A 14,537-nucleotide genomic window follows, 5' to 3' on the forward strand; every position below is an offset into this window, starting at 1 on the left:
TCAGCGTTTTCAGCGCCGACGTTCGCCCTGTCCTCGCCGAATTCTCGTCCCGCGACTGGTAAACAAGGAGACCTCGATGCGACTGAGCCACCGATTCTCTCCCATTCTTCTCGTTGCGCTTCTGGCGACGGCGTGTAGCGGCAACCCGGAACCGGAGCCGGTGCCCCCGCCGCCGCCTCCCCCTCCGCCCCCGGTCGTGGATGACAGCGAGGCACGCGAGGCGGCCGCGGCCCGGCTCTGCGACCAGGCGATGGCGGCCATGGAGGCAGGCGACTTCACGACCGCGCGCGAGTTGCTCGAGCGGGCCGTAAGCGACTATCCCGGCACGACGTGCGCGGAGTCCGCGCCCGCGGACATCGAGCGCGCAATGGACGGCGAGGCGATCGTCGCGCGGATTCACTTCGACTACAACGAATCCGCCATCACGGACGCCGCCGCCGCGATTCTGCAGCGCAAGGCCGACGCGCTGCAGGGTCGGTCCGGAATCCGCCTCCGGGTCGAGGGCCATTGCGACGAGAGGGGCTCCCTCGAGTACAACCAGGCGCTCGGCCTGAGAAGGGCGCAGGCCGCGGTGGACTACCTCTCCAGCCTGGGGCTGGACGCCGACCGCTTCGATGTCGTGACGTTCGGGGAGGAGATGCCGCTGGCCCGGGGGAGCAACGAGTCGGCGTGGCGGCAGAATCGTCGCGGCGAGTTCGTCATCACGGACGGAGACATCTAGATGCGGAAGGCGGCGGTCGCCGTGCTGTTGGGCGTTGCGGCCGCCGCCTGCGCGTCCAGGGGCGACGTCGAGACGATGGGCGACGCCCTGCGGGGCGAAATCGCGGTTCTCGCGGAAGGTCAACTGCGTCTGACCGAGGCGGTGCAGGCGGACCTGGAGTCGATCGAGAGTTCGAGCCAGCGCCGGGAGACGACGGGCCGGGGCGAACTCGAACGGCTGATCGGACGGATCGAGGGTCTCTTGGAGCAGATCATCGAGATGTCCGCCCAGAACAACCAGTTGCTCAACGACATCTACGAGAATCAGCGCCGCCTGGGCTCCCCCTCGCCCATGGGCTTCCCCGGACCGTCCGACGCGGGCCCGCCCGCCGCGGGTCCGCCCGCCACGGAATCGGGCCCTGCCGCCGGATCCGGGTCCGACGAGGCATCCCAGTTCTACGCGTTGGCACTCGACATGTACCAGCGCGGCAACCTCGAAACCGCGCGCGACGCTTTCCGCGAGTTCCTCGCCGTCTACGGCGGCCACGAGTTCGCGCCCGATGCCCAGTACTGGGTGGCGCGCACCTACGAGGACGCGGAGGATCCGGGCAGCGCGCTCGAGGAGTACCGTCGGCTGACGGAACTCTATCCGGATTCGAGCCGGGCTCCCGCGGCGCTCTTTCGCCGGGCGATGATCGAGGCGGGACGGGGCAACACCGCGGTGGCGCGGCGGTTGTTCGTACAGATCGAGAGCGGCTATCCGAACAGCCCCGAGGCGCCGGAGGCCCGCCGGGAACGCGAGAGGCTGGGCGGCTAGTCGTCCGGTGACCGCAGGCTGCCGTGCAGTGTCCCGGCTGTAACCACCTCGAGGCGCGGGTCGTCGACTCGCGGACGAGTCGCGGCGGCCGGGCCATCCGCCGTCGGCGCGAGTGCCTCTCCTGCGGCGAACGCTTCACGACCTACGAACAGGTCGAGGCGGAGCCCCTGCTCGTCATGAAGAGGGATGGCGGCTCGGAGACCTACGATCGCGGGAAGCTCCTCGAGTCCATCCGCGTGGCCTGCGCGAAGCGACCCGTATCGAACCGCGACATCGAGTCTCTCGTGGATGAAATCGAGGAACGGCTGGCGGCAGCGGACCAGCGCGACGTCGCGAGCCTGCGGCTGGGAGAACTCGTCATGGACGGGCTCCGCGCCCTCGACCAGGTCGCGTACGTGCGTTTCGCCAGCGTGTATCGGAACTTCCAGGACACCACGGAGTTCATGGAAGAAGTGCGACAACTGGGAGAACTGCTGCGACGCGCCGGGCACAGCGCGGCCGGGCAGGTCGAACTGTTCTCGGCGGGAGGCGACGAGGGCCGATGAGGCTGCGGCGACAGACCCAAGGTGCGACCGATCAGGCGGAGATGCCCTTCCTGGATCACCTGGACGAGCTTCGCTCTCGCCTGATCCGGGCGCTCCTCGCGCTCCTCGTCGGCATGGTCATCGGGCTCGTCGCCGTAACGCAGTGGGACGTGCTCGGGATCGTCCAGCGGCCGATCGCGGATCTCCTCCCGGGCGAGGCCCTGAACTACTCCAGCGTGACGACGCCGTTCATCACCATCCTCAAGCTCGGCTTCATCGTGGGCCTCATCGCGGCCTTTCCCTACCTCGCCTGGCAGGCCTGGGGCTTCCTCTCGCCGGCCCTGTACGAGAGCGAGCGCAAGTTCGCCGTCCCGGCGATCGCCTCCGGAACCATCCTCTTCATCGCCGGCATCTCGATGGCGTATTTCCTGGTCCTGCCGCTCGGGCTCAGGATCCTGCTCAACTTCTTCACCTTCGATGAGCTCAACCCCGTCATCATGATCAACGAGTACCTGACCTTCGCCGTTCGGTTGATCCTGGCGTTCGGGCTCATCTTCGAGTTGCCGGTGGTGCTCGTCTTCCTGTCGCTGGTCGGGATCGTGACGCCCGAAGGACTCGCGAAGTACCGGCGTCACGCGATCGTCGTGATGGCCGTGGTCTCGGCGTTCCTCACGCCCGCCGACCCCTACACGATGCTCGCGATGATGCTGCCGATGATGTTCCTCTACGAGCTATCGGTGATCATGACCCGGGTGATTCGGCGGCGTCGCCAGGAGGCGGAGGCGACCTCGGGGGAAGGAAGTTCCGCCTGAGGCTCCGCACGCTCCTGGCGCTGACGGCCGTGCTCGGGGGCCTCGGCGCGACCGAGACCGCGCGCGCCGCGCCCGCGGGCGTCCGCCCCCTTGAGTTCACCGCCCGGGCGGATACCGACACGGTCGTGGTCGCGGGGCGGGACACGCTGCCTCAGGACTCCGCGTCCCGGGACTCGACCGCGCCGGATACGCTCGACATCCCGGAACCCGACTCGGCTGCGGCCGGTGATGCCGCCGCGGCAGTCGGCGATTCCGCGGCCGTTGGCGACTCCGCCGCCGCGGCCGGCGACTCGGTGGCGGTCGGAGATTCGAGCGCCGCCGCGGCGGTGCCCGCGCTTCCGGATTCGGCCGCCGCGGACACCCTCGATGCCGGTCCGGCGGACCCGCCCTTCCCGCAACAGGACGACATCTTCGGACAGCTCCTCGGAGAGCCGGGCTATCAGGTCATCCGGTACCAGGGGCGCGGGGTCGAGCTGGATGTGGACCGGCAGCGCGTGCAGCTCAATCGAGAAGCGCAGGTGATGTACGAGCAGTCCACGATCGATGCGGACACCATCACCTACGAGGCGGGTCTGCAGTTCGTGCGGGGCTGCGGCAACATCTCGCTCACCGGGGAAGGGGAGAACGTCATCTCCGACGAGTGTCTCAACTACGACGTCTCCGCTACCAGGGGCACCGTCGTGGATGCGCGAACCTCGTTCGCCCAGCAGGGCGCCGACTGGTTCATCCGGGGGCTCATGACCATGCGGGGCTCCGGCACGGCCTTCGTGGAGACCGGGAACTTCACCTCGTGCGATGCCGACGAACCGCACTACTACTTCCGCGCCGGACAGATCAAGGTCGTCTCGAACGACATCGTCGTGGCGTGGCCCGTGACCCTCTACATCCAGAACGTGCCCGTCGCCTGGCTTCCCTTCTTCGCGCAGGACATTCGGGAGGAGCGGAGAAGCGGCTTCCTGCCTCCGCGCTTCGGGTTCAACGATGTCGTCGCGTCCTCCACCAACGCCCGCCGAAGCATCACGGACTTCGGCTACTACTTCGCGTTCAACGATTTCATGGATGCGCAGGCGACGGCCGACTGGTTCAGCGGACGGTTCACCCGCCTCAACGGGGCCCTCCGATACCGCTCGATCAAGAAGTTCTTCCGCGGCAACGTCATCGCGAGCTACAGCTTCGGGAACGAGAAGACCCTGCAGTTCCAGATGCGGCACAATCACGAGTTGACCCCGGTCACGGACATTCGGGTCAACGCCAACTTCGTCTCGAACACCACCGTCTTCGAGCGTCAGACCTTCGACCCGACGGTGCAGACGCAACGGATCGCGTCCGATGTCGGAATCCAGCACCGGTTCCCCTTCGCGTCCGTCAACCTGAGCGGAAGCCGGCGCCAGGATCTCGGGGCGCAGAAGGGGCGGACGGACCTCACGCTGCCCAAGCTTCAGATGACCTTCTCCCCCCTGACCCTCTTCCGGGCGCCCCGCAACCGCAGCGGGCCCTTCAACAATATCGTCGTCAACGGCGCCTTCTCCGCTTCACGCCTCGACCGGACTCAGGACGAGAGCGACGGCAAGAGAACCGAAGTGGCGTCCGCCAACAGCGCCATCCGCATCGGATCGTTCGGGATCAGCGGAAGGACGAGTTTCAACCGGAACGCCGTACTTCCGTTTCAGCCGATGCCCGGCGCCGACACGACGGCGGCCGCGGCGTCCGGGAGCGTTTCGAAACTCGACTACGGAGCGCAGGCGGAATACCAGATCGACCTCATCGGGAGCACGACGCTTCGTCCCACGCTGACCGTGGACGCGAGCCGGTTCCAGTCGGACGACACGAACGGAGAGTTCATCGCGGCGCCCGCGCGTCTCCGCCTCGGAGCCGCGGTGTCCACCGACATCTACGGGTTCTTTCCCGGCGTCGGCCCGTTCGAGCGGATCCGCCACAAGATCTCGCCGCGCTTTCACTACGACTACTCGCCGGCCGTGGAAGCCTCCGATTCCCTGCTCTCGATTCCCGGGTTCCCCGTGTCGAACTCCAAGGAGGAGAACCGGCTTCGCCTCACCCTGAACCAGACCTTCGAAGCCAAGCTGCGCGAGGAGGTCGAACTCGATCCCGAGGCGGAGGCACTGCTGGAGGGCCGTTCGCTCGAAGCGGATTCGACCGGCCAGGAGCCCGGCGCGGCCACGTCCGAGGCGGATTCGCTCGCGGCGGCCGGCGATTCGGCGGGGGTCCAGACCGCGGACACCGACCCGGCCGAAGGCGATCCGGCCGAAGCGACGCGCGGGCTCACGGACGCCGGGCAGGAGGCGGCCCCCGGCGCCGGACCGGACACGGGGGACCCCGATGCGCCGCGCCGCGCGCAGCCGCGCCGGAACGTCGTCCTCCTGGGAATCAACTCGAGTCCTCTCACCTTCGACTGGTCCCGCGAGAATGAGTCGCCCCTGACGACGGACCGCTGGTCGCACCGCATCAACTCGGACCTGCTGAGGGGACTGTCGCTGAACATGTCCCTGGATCTGTTCGATGGCACCGGCCAGGAGCGGATGTTCGCCCCCATCCTGTCGAGCCTGACGGGCAGCTTCACGTTCAGCTCGGCCAGCGGTCTCGGCGGGTTGCTCGGGCTGGGCGGCGGTGGGGGAGGGGGCGGGGCCGATCCCCAGAATCGGCTGCGGAACGCGGCCGACTCACGATACCGGCTGCAGAGTTTCGACGAGAATCCGGATCCGGGGGACCCCGGGTTGCGGGGAGGCGGCCCGTGGACGCTCGCGTTGACCTACTCGCTCCAGCGCGGCCGGGAGGAGCAGAGTGCGCAGGACCGGCAGTCGCTCAACGCCGTCCTCTCCCTCAATCCGTCACCGAGCTGGCGTCTCGCCTGGCGCACGACGTACAACCTCACCAACAAGGAATTCGGCGAGCACCTCATCACGCTCGACCGCGCCCTGCACCGCTGGATCGCGACCTTCATGTTCGCCCGCTCGCCGAACGGGAACTTCATCTTCCAGATGAGCGTCAGCCTCCAGGACGCACCCGATCTCAAGTTCGACTACGACCAGCAGTCGCAGGACGGCCAGGGCGGTTTCGGTGCCGGCGGTTTGGGCTCCGGGCGCTTTTGACATTCTTCGCGGGGCTCCCGACATTCCCGTGCACTTCATGCGCGGCTCGCGCGCCGAGGAGGGTATGCTCCCGACCACCGCCATCGATCTGGAACAAGTCCGCCTGCCCATAGCGGATCGGCTCCTTGCCGTGGAGCACGAGCTCCGCGGGATGGTGCCATCGGGATTCGAGGCGCTCGACGAGGTGGGCGACTACCTGTTCGCGCGCTCCGGGAAGCTCCTCCGGCCCACGCTGCTCCTCCTCGCCGACGGCGTGGGAGGGCGCCCCTCCCCGGATGCCGTGAAGCTGGGGGCCATCGTCGAATTGCTGCATGTCGCGACCCTCGTGCACGATGATGCGGTCGATCACTCGGCGAGGCGACGAGGCCGGCCCACGGTGAACCACCGCTGGACGCACCAGGTCGCGATCATCGCGGGAGACTACCTCTATTCGCGGGCGGTCATCGAGGTCGTCGCCCTCGGCAGCCTCGAACAGGTCGCCCTCCTCGCCGATACGGCGAACCGCATGACGATCGGCGAAATGCGACAGCTCGTACTCCACGATGGCCTCGACTTCACGCGTGAGGACTACGAGAGGCTGTGCGAACACAAGACGGCGTCTCTGATGTCCGCGGCGTGCGAACTCGGGACCCTGTCGGGAGCGCCGCAATACCGGGACGCCCTCCGCGCGTACGGCCATCATCTGGGCATGGCGTTTCAGATCGTCGACGATCTGCTCGACTATTCGTCGTCGACTCGCGTGATGGGCAAGCCGCGCGGGCAGGATCTGCAGGAACACAAGGTGACGTTGCCCCTGATCGCCGCTCTGCCCAAGATGGAATGGGGGGAGCGGCGCGCCGTCGAAGCGCTTTTTGCGGACCCGGCGCCCTCTCCCGAAGCCGTGCAGGAGATCGTGGATCTCGTCGAAGCGCACGGAGGTGTGGAGACGGCCCGCGAGGAGGCGCGGTCGCGGGCGGATCGGGCACGGGATCAGCTCCGGCGGCTGCCGGCGGGTCCGTGCCTCGAGGCGCTGAGCCTCGCGGTGGATTACGTCGTCGAGAGAGTACGGTAGCGAGTGAACTTCGGAAGCCGACGCCATCGTTCCCCGATACGCCTGGTCCTCATCATAGCGGGGGGATTCGTGCTCGGGGGGCTGCTCACCGAACTCGCGACGGTTACGTTGCCCCCGTCAGCGGCGCGTCAGTTCTTCATCACAACGGTCGCGGCTTCACTGCAGCCGCTTGCATTCGATCTCAAGGTGCTCGCGTTCACGCTGGGGCCGATCGTCCTGCGCCTGAATGTGTTGAGCGTCGTCGGGGTCGTGCTCGTCGCCTGGTTCGCCCGGTCGCTTCTGTGACCGGGAGGCGGGCGATGAGCCACAACCAAGGAGTCTGAGATGTTCGGTCTGAGCCCATGGGAGTTGTTGCTCGTATTCCTCGCTATTCTGCTCCTCTTCGGCGCGAAGCGGCTTCCCGAGATCGGGAGTTCCCTGGGCCGCGGGATCCGGGAGTTCAAGGGCTCGATCAAGGAGGTCGAGGGCGATGTGCGGGCCGAGATCACCGGGGACACCGCGCCTCCATCGGCCGCCTCCGCCACCCAGGAGACTGCGCAGGCCCGCCCCGCGAATTCGGAAAACTAGCGCCGGGCGGTCGGCCCGGCGGGTCGTCAAGCGGCTCGGGATCGGAGGTCGGGGATCAGAAGCCCGGGATCATGGGCTGGGCTTCCTGCTGCAGGAGGAGCCTCTCCCGGTGATCCTCGACGACCGTGTCTTCGCGAAGCGCAACCAGCCACTTCTGCACGTACTGCTGGGAACGCTCGAAGCCCAGCTGTCCCACCACGGCGTCCCGGACCTCCTCGAACGCTTCCCGTGTAGCCTCTTCACGCTCGAGAACCTCCACGACGACCACCGCATCTCCGGCATCGAGGGCCCCGCTGAGTTCGCCGACATCGGCCCCGAATCCGAAGCCGACCGCCTCGGTGCCCTGGCCGAGTCCCGGGACGAAATCGCCCCGGCGGAATGAAACGGTCTCTTCGGCCGACCAACCGAGTGCCTCCGCCGCCTCGTCGAGCGTACCTCCGGCCGTGACCGCGTCAAGCAGGCCGGCGGCCAGTTCCGCCGCGCGTTCCTTCTTCTTCTCCACGAGCAGCTCCGCGCGAATCCCGACCGCGGCTTCGTCGAAGGGAATCGTGCTCTCGTCCCGCCGCCCCAGGAGTTCGACCAGATGGAAGCCCGCCGGGTTCTCGAACGAATCGGACAGGTCTCCGATCTCGCTCTCGGGGCCGAGGGCCCACTCCCTCGCCACGCCCAGCTGGCCGGCGCCCGGAATGAAGTCCACGCCGTCCAGCAACTGCACATCGGCGCGAAGCGTCACGCCCAGCGAGTCGGCGGCGGTCGTGAGGTCCGTGCGCAGGGCGAGGTCCTCCAGGTCGTCGAGGAGCGTGAACACCGAATCCTCGGTCGCGCCGGAAATCTCGAACGGAACGTAGATCTGGCGCAGCGCCAGAGAGTCCGCGGTGCGCTCGTCGACCTGCAGGACGTGCAGTCCGAACGGCGTCTCGACCGGATCCGTGACCTGTCCCAGGGGGGCGTCCGCGGCCGCCTCGGTCAGGCGCGGGTCGAAGGCGCCTGTCGGACGCTTGCCCATGAAGCCCCCCTCCGCGCCGGAGATGGAGTCCGCGGATTCCGCCATCGCCACCTCCGCGAAATCCTCGCCTCCCCGGACGCGGTCCGCGAGGGCGGCGGCCCGTTCGCGGGCGGCGAGCGAGTCGGCGACGGAAGGCCGGAGCGACATGCTGACCATGTTCACGCGGGCGCTGGCGGGCCGGATGAGGTCGTCCACGCGTTCGTCATAGACCTGCCGGATTTCGTCCTCCGAAACCGAGACCTGCGAATCCGCCACGGCCAGGGCGGGGTCGATCCGTACGAAGCGGACGCGGGCCTGTTCGTTCGTGTCCCGATAGAACCGCCACGCCTCTTCCTCGGATACGTAAATGCCGCTCTGGACGAGCGTTTGCAGCTTCGCGCGCGGAAGGATCGAGCGGTAGTAGCCCTCGATCTGCAGCAGTTGCGTCTCATCCGTCGCCGGGTCCGTGAAGAACCGGCGGTACTTGTCGATGTCGAACTGCCCGTCCGTCTGGAAGCCGGGGTAGCTCAACATCTCCTGCGGCGGCTGCGTAAAGAACGCCTGCCGAACCTCCGCATCGGTCACGCTGACGCCCAGCCGGTCCAGCTCCGCCTGGATCAGCGTCGCGCTGATCAGGCTCTCCCATGCCTGTTCGGTCACGACGCGCACATCCTCGTCCGTCATGCCGCGGTCGGCCGCGCGGTTCACCGCAAGCTGGTTCTGGAGGAAGATGTTCCACTCGTTGTAGCGGATGTCCTGGCCTCCGACCTGCCCCACGACGGGGTTGATCTGCCCGCCGAGGTTCCCTCCCTGCATCGCGTTGATCCCGTCGAACACCAGCCAGCCCACGAAGGCCGCAGCCATGATGCCCATCACGAGGCTCGCGCTGCCGCGCATCTTCCGCATGAACATGAGACGCCGAACCCACCTTGTCGTCTTGAATCGAGTCGCCCGAACGCGGCCGCGCCGGGGCCGGAAACGCAGCTCGAAAACGTACGCCGGCCGCGCGTTGCGGGCAACGAAAGGCGGGAGCCCCGCCGCATTCCCGGGGCGTTCGTTGACAACCGAAAAAAACGGTCGGTATGTTGCCGCGGACCGGGTCGAAAGGCCCGAACCTGCCGCTTTCGACACCGCACTGATTTCTCCCTGCGAAAAACCTGTGGCCGCAGAAGACCGGACCGTGGAGATCGAACAACTCCTGAGCCGCGCCGAACAAGAGCCCCGGACCCACACGTTCGTGCGCCTCGCCGACCTCTACCGGCAGGCGGGAGAACACGAACGCGCCCTGGGCGTGATCCGGGATGGCCTGAGAGAACACCCGTACTATCTGGACGCGCGCCTGCTCCACGCCCGCGTGCTGCTCGAACTCGGTCGCGACGAGGTCGCGCGGGTCGAGTTCGAACACATCCTCTCGCTGGATCCGGCGAACCCTCTCGCCTGCATGGCGCTGGGCGTCGAGCGCGTCGAGACGCGCGGTTCCGACGGCCCCGATCCGGCGGACGATTGGCTGGAGGCGCTCGAGGACGCGTGGCGGAGCGACGGCGCGGACGCACGGCCCGCTCCGGCGGGCGGCCAGGCGGGCGCTCCCGCCGTGTCGCCGAAAGGAATCGAGACCTCGACGCTGGCCGGGCTGTACGCGAGCCAGGGCCTCTTCGACCGCGCGATCGGCGTGTACGAGCAGATGCTTTCCCGCGATCCGGACAACGCCGATCTCTCCGCCGCGCTCGCGGCGGTGCGTCGCCGCGCGGAGGAGGCGGGCGGACCGCCCTCCGGTCGCCCCGCGGCCGCCTCGAGCGGAGCGCCGCGGGATGTCCCGCCCGCGGAGGACGGGGCGGAGTCGGCGGCCCCGGCCGCCGCCGAGGAGTCGATCGGCGAACAGCTTCGCCGGATCCTCGATGGCGAAGCTCCCGCAAGACCGGACTGAGCGGGTGCGCGAACCCATCCGCATCGGGGTCCTGAACGGGCCGAACCTCAATCTCCTCGGGCGCCGCGAACCCCACCACTACGGCACGCAGACGCTGGCCGAGATCGAGTCGCTCCTCCGCGACCGGGCGGGCGCGGACGACGTCTCGCTCGTGTTCTTCCAGTCCAATGACGAAGGCGAGATCGTGGACTGGGTGCAGGCGAACACCGCCTCGGTGCATGCGTGGCTCGTGAACGCGGCCGCCCTCACCCACACGAGCGTGGCGCTGCGGGACGCTCTCGCGGGCTCCGGCCGCCCCTTCGTCGAGGTCCACCTCTCGAACGTGTTCGCCCGCGAGTCGTTCCGGCACACGTCGCTCCTCTCCGACCTCGCGATCGGCGTCATCGCCGGATTCCGCGCCTCCAGCTACCTGTTCGGTCTCGATGCGCTCGTCCAGCATCTTCGCGGGGGCGCCGAGGCGGGAGCGGAGTGACGCCGCCGGGAACGCGGCGCGGTCGGCTCGAAGCGACGACGGAGGCCGCCGGGCGCCGGTCGGTCCTCGTGACCGCCCGATCCAGCGTCCGCTACCTGAGCGGGTTCACGGGTTCCGCCGGGGCCCTGTGGATCCCCCTCGAGGGTCCGCCCGTGCTCGTCACCGACTTTCGCTACGAGGAGCAGGTGGGCTTCGAGGTGGCGGATCCGATCCGCACCCATATCGGCCGCGAGGGGTGGATCCGCGGCGTCGCCGACGTGGCGGCGGACGCCCGGGGCCCCATCGCGTTCGAAGCCGAGAGCCTCACGATCGCCGACCACGAGTCCCTCCGCGGCATGCTCCCGGATATCGTCTTCGTCCCGCTCCGCGATCTCATCGGGACGTTGCGGCGGGTGAAGACGCGCGACGAGGTGGAGGCCATCGAACGGGCGGTCGCGGTGGCGGAGGCTGCGTTCAACCGGTTGCTGTCGAGCATGGAGTGGGCCGCCGCGCCGAGCGAGCGCGAGATCGCGACCGCGCTCGAAATGGAACTCCGCCGCGGAGGCTCGGACCCGCTCCCCTTCGACCCCATCGTCGCGGCGGGAGAACGCTCCGCGCTTCCGCACGCGACGCCCACGGACCGGCGCGTCGAGCCGGGCGATCTCCTCCTCATCGACTTCGGCGCCCGCGTGGACGGCTACTGCAGCGACATCACGCGCACTCTCGTGCGGGGGACGCCGGAGCCCTGGCAGGCGGCCCTTCACGAGCAGGTGCTCGAAGCGCAGACGACGGCGCGCGAGACGGTCGGCAACGGGGTCGCGTGCCGGGATGTGGACCGCGCCGTGCGGGCGACGTTCGCGCGCCACGACATGGACGGCTTCTTCGGCCACGGCACGGGCCACGGGATCGGACTCGACGTGCACGAGGGCCCCAGTCTCTCGTCCCGCTCGGAAGACGTCCTCGAGCCCGGAAACGTGGTGACAGTGGAACCGGGCTTGTATCTTCCCGGACGCGGCGGCGTGCGCATCGAGGATGATGTGCGGATAGGGGAGGCCGGTGCCCGCACGCTGACCCGCCTTCCACGCGCCCTCGTCCGGCTCTAGCTATCGGGTACCATGGCAGATACTTCGGATTTTCGTCGAGGGATGGTGATCGAGCTCAACGGCACCCTCTACTCGATCACCTACTTCCAGCACGTGAAACCGGGAAAGGGCGGGGCCTTCGTCCGCACGAAGCTGAAGGACGTGATGGAGGGAGGCGTGATCGACAAGACCTTCCGCGCCGGCGAGAAGGTCCGGGAGGTGCGCCTGGAACGGCGGCCCGTGCAGTACACCTATACGGACGGCCACCTGTACTACTTCATGAACATGGAAACCTTCGAGCAGATTCCGATGTCGGAAGATCAGATCGGAGAGGACCAGCTCCAGTACCTGGAGGAGAACATGGAGTGCCAGAGCCTCAACCGTGACGGGGTCGTGCTCGCGATCGAACTGCCGCAGTTCGTCGAGTTGGAGATCGTCGAGACGGACCCCGGCGTGCGGGGGGACACGGCCCAGGGCGGAACGAAGCCGGCCCGGCTGGCGGCCGGCGCCGTGATCCAGGTGCCGCTCTTCCTCGAGACCGGCGATGTGGTGCGCGTCGACAGGACGGAAAACAAGTACATCACGCGGGTAACCTGACCATGGACTTGGACTGGCTGAAGGGACTCATCGAGTTGGTCGAGGACTCGGGCGTGGACGGCCTCGACATCGAGCTTGTGGGCTCGGACACGGGCGACCCGACCCGGGTTCGGATCCGGAAGTCCCCGCGCCTGGCGGCTGCCGCGGCCGTGCCCGCGGCCGTGCCCGCGGCGGCGGCCGGAGGCCTGGAGGTCGCGCCGGCACCGGCCGCCGCGCCCGCCTCCCCGCCGGCGGAGACGGCGCCCGCGTCCGGGCTGTTCGAGGTGCTCTCGCCCATGGTCGGCACCTTTTACCGGGCGCCGGCGGCCGGCGCCGACCCCTTCGTATCCGTGGGGGACCGGGTGGAGGCCGGCCAGACGCTCTGCATCCTCGAGGCGATGAAGCTCATGAACGAGCTCCAGTCGGACGTCGCGGGCGTCGTGCAGGAGATCGCGGTCGAGAACGCCGAGCCGGTGGAGTACGGCGCGCTGCTCTTCCGTATCGAGCCCGACTGAAGCCGCGGCCGGACGCATGTTCCGCAAGATCCTGATCGCCAACCGCGGCGAGATCGCGCTCCGCATCCTCCGCGCGTGCCGGGAACTCGATATCCGGACGGTCGCCGTGTACTCGGAGGCCGACCACGACTCGCTCCACGTCCGCTTTTCCGACGAAGACATCTGCATCGGGCCGCCGGTGGGCCGCGAGAGCTATCTGAATATCCCGCAGATCCTCGCCGCGGCCGAGATCACCGGCGCCGACGCCATCCACCCCGGCTACGGCTTCCTGGCGGAGAACGCCGAGTTCGCGGAGATCTGCGAGCGGAGCGGTCTCGTGTTCATCGGGCCCACCCCGGAACAGATCCGCCGCATGGGGGACAAGGCGGAGGCGCGAAAGACGATGATCGCCGCGGGCGTCCCCGTCGTCCCGGGCTCGCCGGAGCCGCTCGACGACGAGGCGGAGGCGCTGGAGGAAGCCCGACGCATAGGGTTCCCCGTCATGATCAAGGCGGCCGCCGGGGGCGGAGGAAAGGGCATGCGGGCCGCCTTCGAGGAGGGGGAGTTCAAGAACCTCTTCGCCATGGCGCGGAACGAGGCCGAAGCCAACTTCGGCGACCCGACCGTGTATCTCGAGAAACTCATCGAGCGGCCCCGTCACGTGGAACTCCAGATCGTCGGCGACCGGCACGGGCGCGTGCTGCACCTCGGCGAGCGCGACTGCTCGAGCCAGCGGCGGCACCAGAAGCTCGTCGAGGAAGCGCCGAGTCCGGCAGTCACCCCGGAGCTTCGCGAGGCGATGGGAGCGGCGGCGATCCTGGGGGCCAAGGCCATCGGGTATCAGAGCACGGGGACGGTGGAGTTCCTGCTCGCGCCGGACGGCGAGTTCTATTTCATGGAGATGAACACGCGGATCCAGGTCGAGCACCCCGTGACCGAACTCGTGACTTCGGTCGACCTCATCAAGGAACAGATCCGGATCGCGGCGGGAGAGAAGCTGGCCATCCCCGAGCCCATCGAATTCCAGGGGCACGCGATCGAGTGCCGGATCAACGCGGAGGATCCCGAGCAGGGCTTCCGTCCCTCGCCCGGCACCGTCACGGCGTTTCACGCGCCGGGGGGTCCCGGCGTGCGCGTGGACACGCACATCTACGGCGGCTACGTCGTCCCTCCGTTCTACGACTCGCTGCTCGCCAAACTCATCGTCTGGGGCCGCACGCGGGATGAAGCCCGGATCCGCGCCTACCATGCGCTCGAGGAGTTCATCCTCGAAGGCGTGCATACGACGGTTCCCTTCCTCCGCAAGGTGCTTGCCCATCCCGATTTCGTCTCGGGGAACATCGACACGGGGTTCGTCGAGCGGTTCCTGACCCGCTCGTGAGCGGCGATCGCCCACGCGCGCGATCGATGTGTCGTGGCCTCCCGAAGGTCGATCCCACGCGTGGCGA

Annotated in this window: 15 protein-coding genes; 14 read left to right on the forward strand and 1 reads right to left on the reverse strand. The window is 68.3% G+C overall.

What is annotated here, in order from left to right; genetic code table 11:
• Nucleotides 1-76 precede the first annotated feature (76 nt).
• From ACOGI9_RS03315 to ACOGI9_RS03350, 8 genes are all read left to right on the forward strand, one after another.
• Nucleotides 77-721 (forward strand): OmpA family protein, encoded by a 645-nt coding sequence (locus ACOGI9_RS03315; RefSeq protein ID WP_419858467.1) that lies wholly within the window; start codon nucleotides 77-79, stop codon nucleotides 719-721.
• A complete protein-coding gene (locus ACOGI9_RS03320; RefSeq protein WP_419858468.1) occupies nucleotides 722-1,516 on the forward strand; it encodes a tetratricopeptide repeat protein in 795 nt (264 codons plus the stop codon). It abuts the gene before it with no gap.
• Nucleotides 1,517-1,539: 23 nt separating this feature from the next.
• Nucleotides 1,540-2,061, forward strand: a complete 522-nt coding sequence (gene nrdR / locus ACOGI9_RS03325) for a transcriptional regulator NrdR (protein WP_419858469.1) — start codon at nucleotides 1,540-1,542, stop codon at nucleotides 2,059-2,061.
• Nucleotides 2,058-2,852: a twin-arginine translocase subunit TatC gene (tatC, locus tag ACOGI9_RS03330; RefSeq protein WP_419858470.1), complete on the forward strand. Its 795-nt coding sequence runs from the start codon at nucleotides 2,058-2,060 to the stop codon at nucleotides 2,850-2,852. Before nrdR ends, tatC begins: the two co-directional genes overlap by 4 nt.
• A gap of 29 nt (nucleotides 2,853-2,881) precedes the next feature.
• Nucleotides 2,882-5,959 carry an LPS-assembly protein LptD gene (locus ACOGI9_RS03335; RefSeq protein ID WP_419858471.1) on the forward strand — a complete coding sequence of 1,026 codons (3,078 nt, stop codon included), beginning with the start codon at nucleotides 2,882-2,884 and terminating at the stop codon, nucleotides 5,957-5,959.
• A gap of 64 nt (nucleotides 5,960-6,023) precedes the next feature.
• The gene (locus ACOGI9_RS03340; protein WP_419858472.1) at nucleotides 6,024-7,010 is read left to right on the forward strand and encodes a polyprenyl synthetase family protein; all 987 of its coding nucleotides are present in this window, start codon (nucleotides 6,024-6,026) and stop codon (nucleotides 7,008-7,010) included.
• Nucleotides 7,011-7,079: 69 nt separating this feature from the next.
• The gene (locus ACOGI9_RS03345) at nucleotides 7,080-7,295 is read left to right on the forward strand and encodes a DUF4321 domain-containing protein (RefSeq protein ID WP_419858473.1); all 216 of its coding nucleotides are present in this window, start codon (nucleotides 7,080-7,082) and stop codon (nucleotides 7,293-7,295) included.
• A gap of 39 nt (nucleotides 7,296-7,334) precedes the next feature.
• Nucleotides 7,335-7,577, forward strand: a complete 243-nt coding sequence (locus ACOGI9_RS03350; RefSeq protein WP_419858474.1) for a Sec-independent protein translocase subunit TatA/TatB — start codon at nucleotides 7,335-7,337, stop codon at nucleotides 7,575-7,577.
• A 55-nt stretch (nucleotides 7,578-7,632) separates the two neighbouring features.
• On the opposite strand, the gene ACOGI9_RS03355 is transcribed toward ACOGI9_RS03350, so the two are convergent.
• A complete protein-coding gene (locus tag ACOGI9_RS03355) occupies nucleotides 7,633-9,468 on the reverse strand; it encodes a peptidyl-prolyl cis-trans isomerase (protein ID WP_419858475.1) in 1,836 nt (611 codons plus the stop codon).
• A 253-nt stretch (nucleotides 9,469-9,721) separates the two neighbouring features.
• Here ACOGI9_RS03355 and ACOGI9_RS03360 point away from each other — a divergent pair, with 253 nt between their 5' ends.
• Genes ACOGI9_RS03360 through accC form a run of 6 tightly spaced genes read left to right on the forward strand, consistent with a single transcriptional unit; the run spans nucleotide 9,722 to nucleotide 14,470 of the window.
• Nucleotides 9,722-10,486: a tetratricopeptide repeat protein gene (locus ACOGI9_RS03360; protein ID WP_419858476.1), complete on the forward strand. Its 765-nt coding sequence runs from the start codon at nucleotides 9,722-9,724 to the stop codon at nucleotides 10,484-10,486.
• A 4-nt stretch (nucleotides 10,487-10,490) separates the two neighbouring features.
• Nucleotides 10,491-10,958, forward strand: coding sequence for a type II 3-dehydroquinate dehydratase (gene aroQ / locus ACOGI9_RS03365; protein WP_419858477.1), 468 nt, complete (start codon nucleotides 10,491-10,493; stop codon nucleotides 10,956-10,958).
• Nucleotides 10,955-12,040 carry a M24 family metallopeptidase gene (locus ACOGI9_RS03370; protein WP_419858478.1) on the forward strand — a complete coding sequence of 362 codons (1,086 nt, stop codon included), beginning with the start codon at nucleotides 10,955-10,957 and terminating at the stop codon, nucleotides 12,038-12,040. Before aroQ ends, ACOGI9_RS03370 begins: the two co-directional genes overlap by 4 nt.
• 12 nt (nucleotides 12,041-12,052) lie before the next feature.
• Nucleotides 12,053-12,616: an elongation factor P gene (gene efp, locus ACOGI9_RS03375; protein WP_419858479.1), complete on the forward strand. Its 564-nt coding sequence runs from the start codon at nucleotides 12,053-12,055 to the stop codon at nucleotides 12,614-12,616.
• A 2-nt stretch (nucleotides 12,617-12,618) separates the two neighbouring features.
• The gene (accB, locus tag ACOGI9_RS03380) at nucleotides 12,619-13,110 is read left to right on the forward strand and encodes an acetyl-CoA carboxylase biotin carboxyl carrier protein (RefSeq protein ID WP_419858480.1); all 492 of its coding nucleotides are present in this window, start codon (nucleotides 12,619-12,621) and stop codon (nucleotides 13,108-13,110) included.
• Nucleotides 13,111-13,126: 16 nt separating this feature from the next.
• Nucleotides 13,127-14,470 (forward strand): acetyl-CoA carboxylase biotin carboxylase subunit, encoded by a 1,344-nt coding sequence (accC, locus tag ACOGI9_RS03385; protein ID WP_419858481.1) that lies wholly within the window; start codon nucleotides 13,127-13,129, stop codon nucleotides 14,468-14,470.
• The last annotated feature ends 67 nt before the right edge of the window (nucleotides 14,471-14,537 follow it).

Source organism: Candidatus Palauibacter irciniicola (assembly GCF_965208695.1).
In the GTDB taxonomy this organism is placed as follows: Bacteria; Gemmatimonadota; Gemmatimonadetes; order Palauibacterales; family Palauibacteraceae; genus Palauibacter; species Palauibacter irciniicola.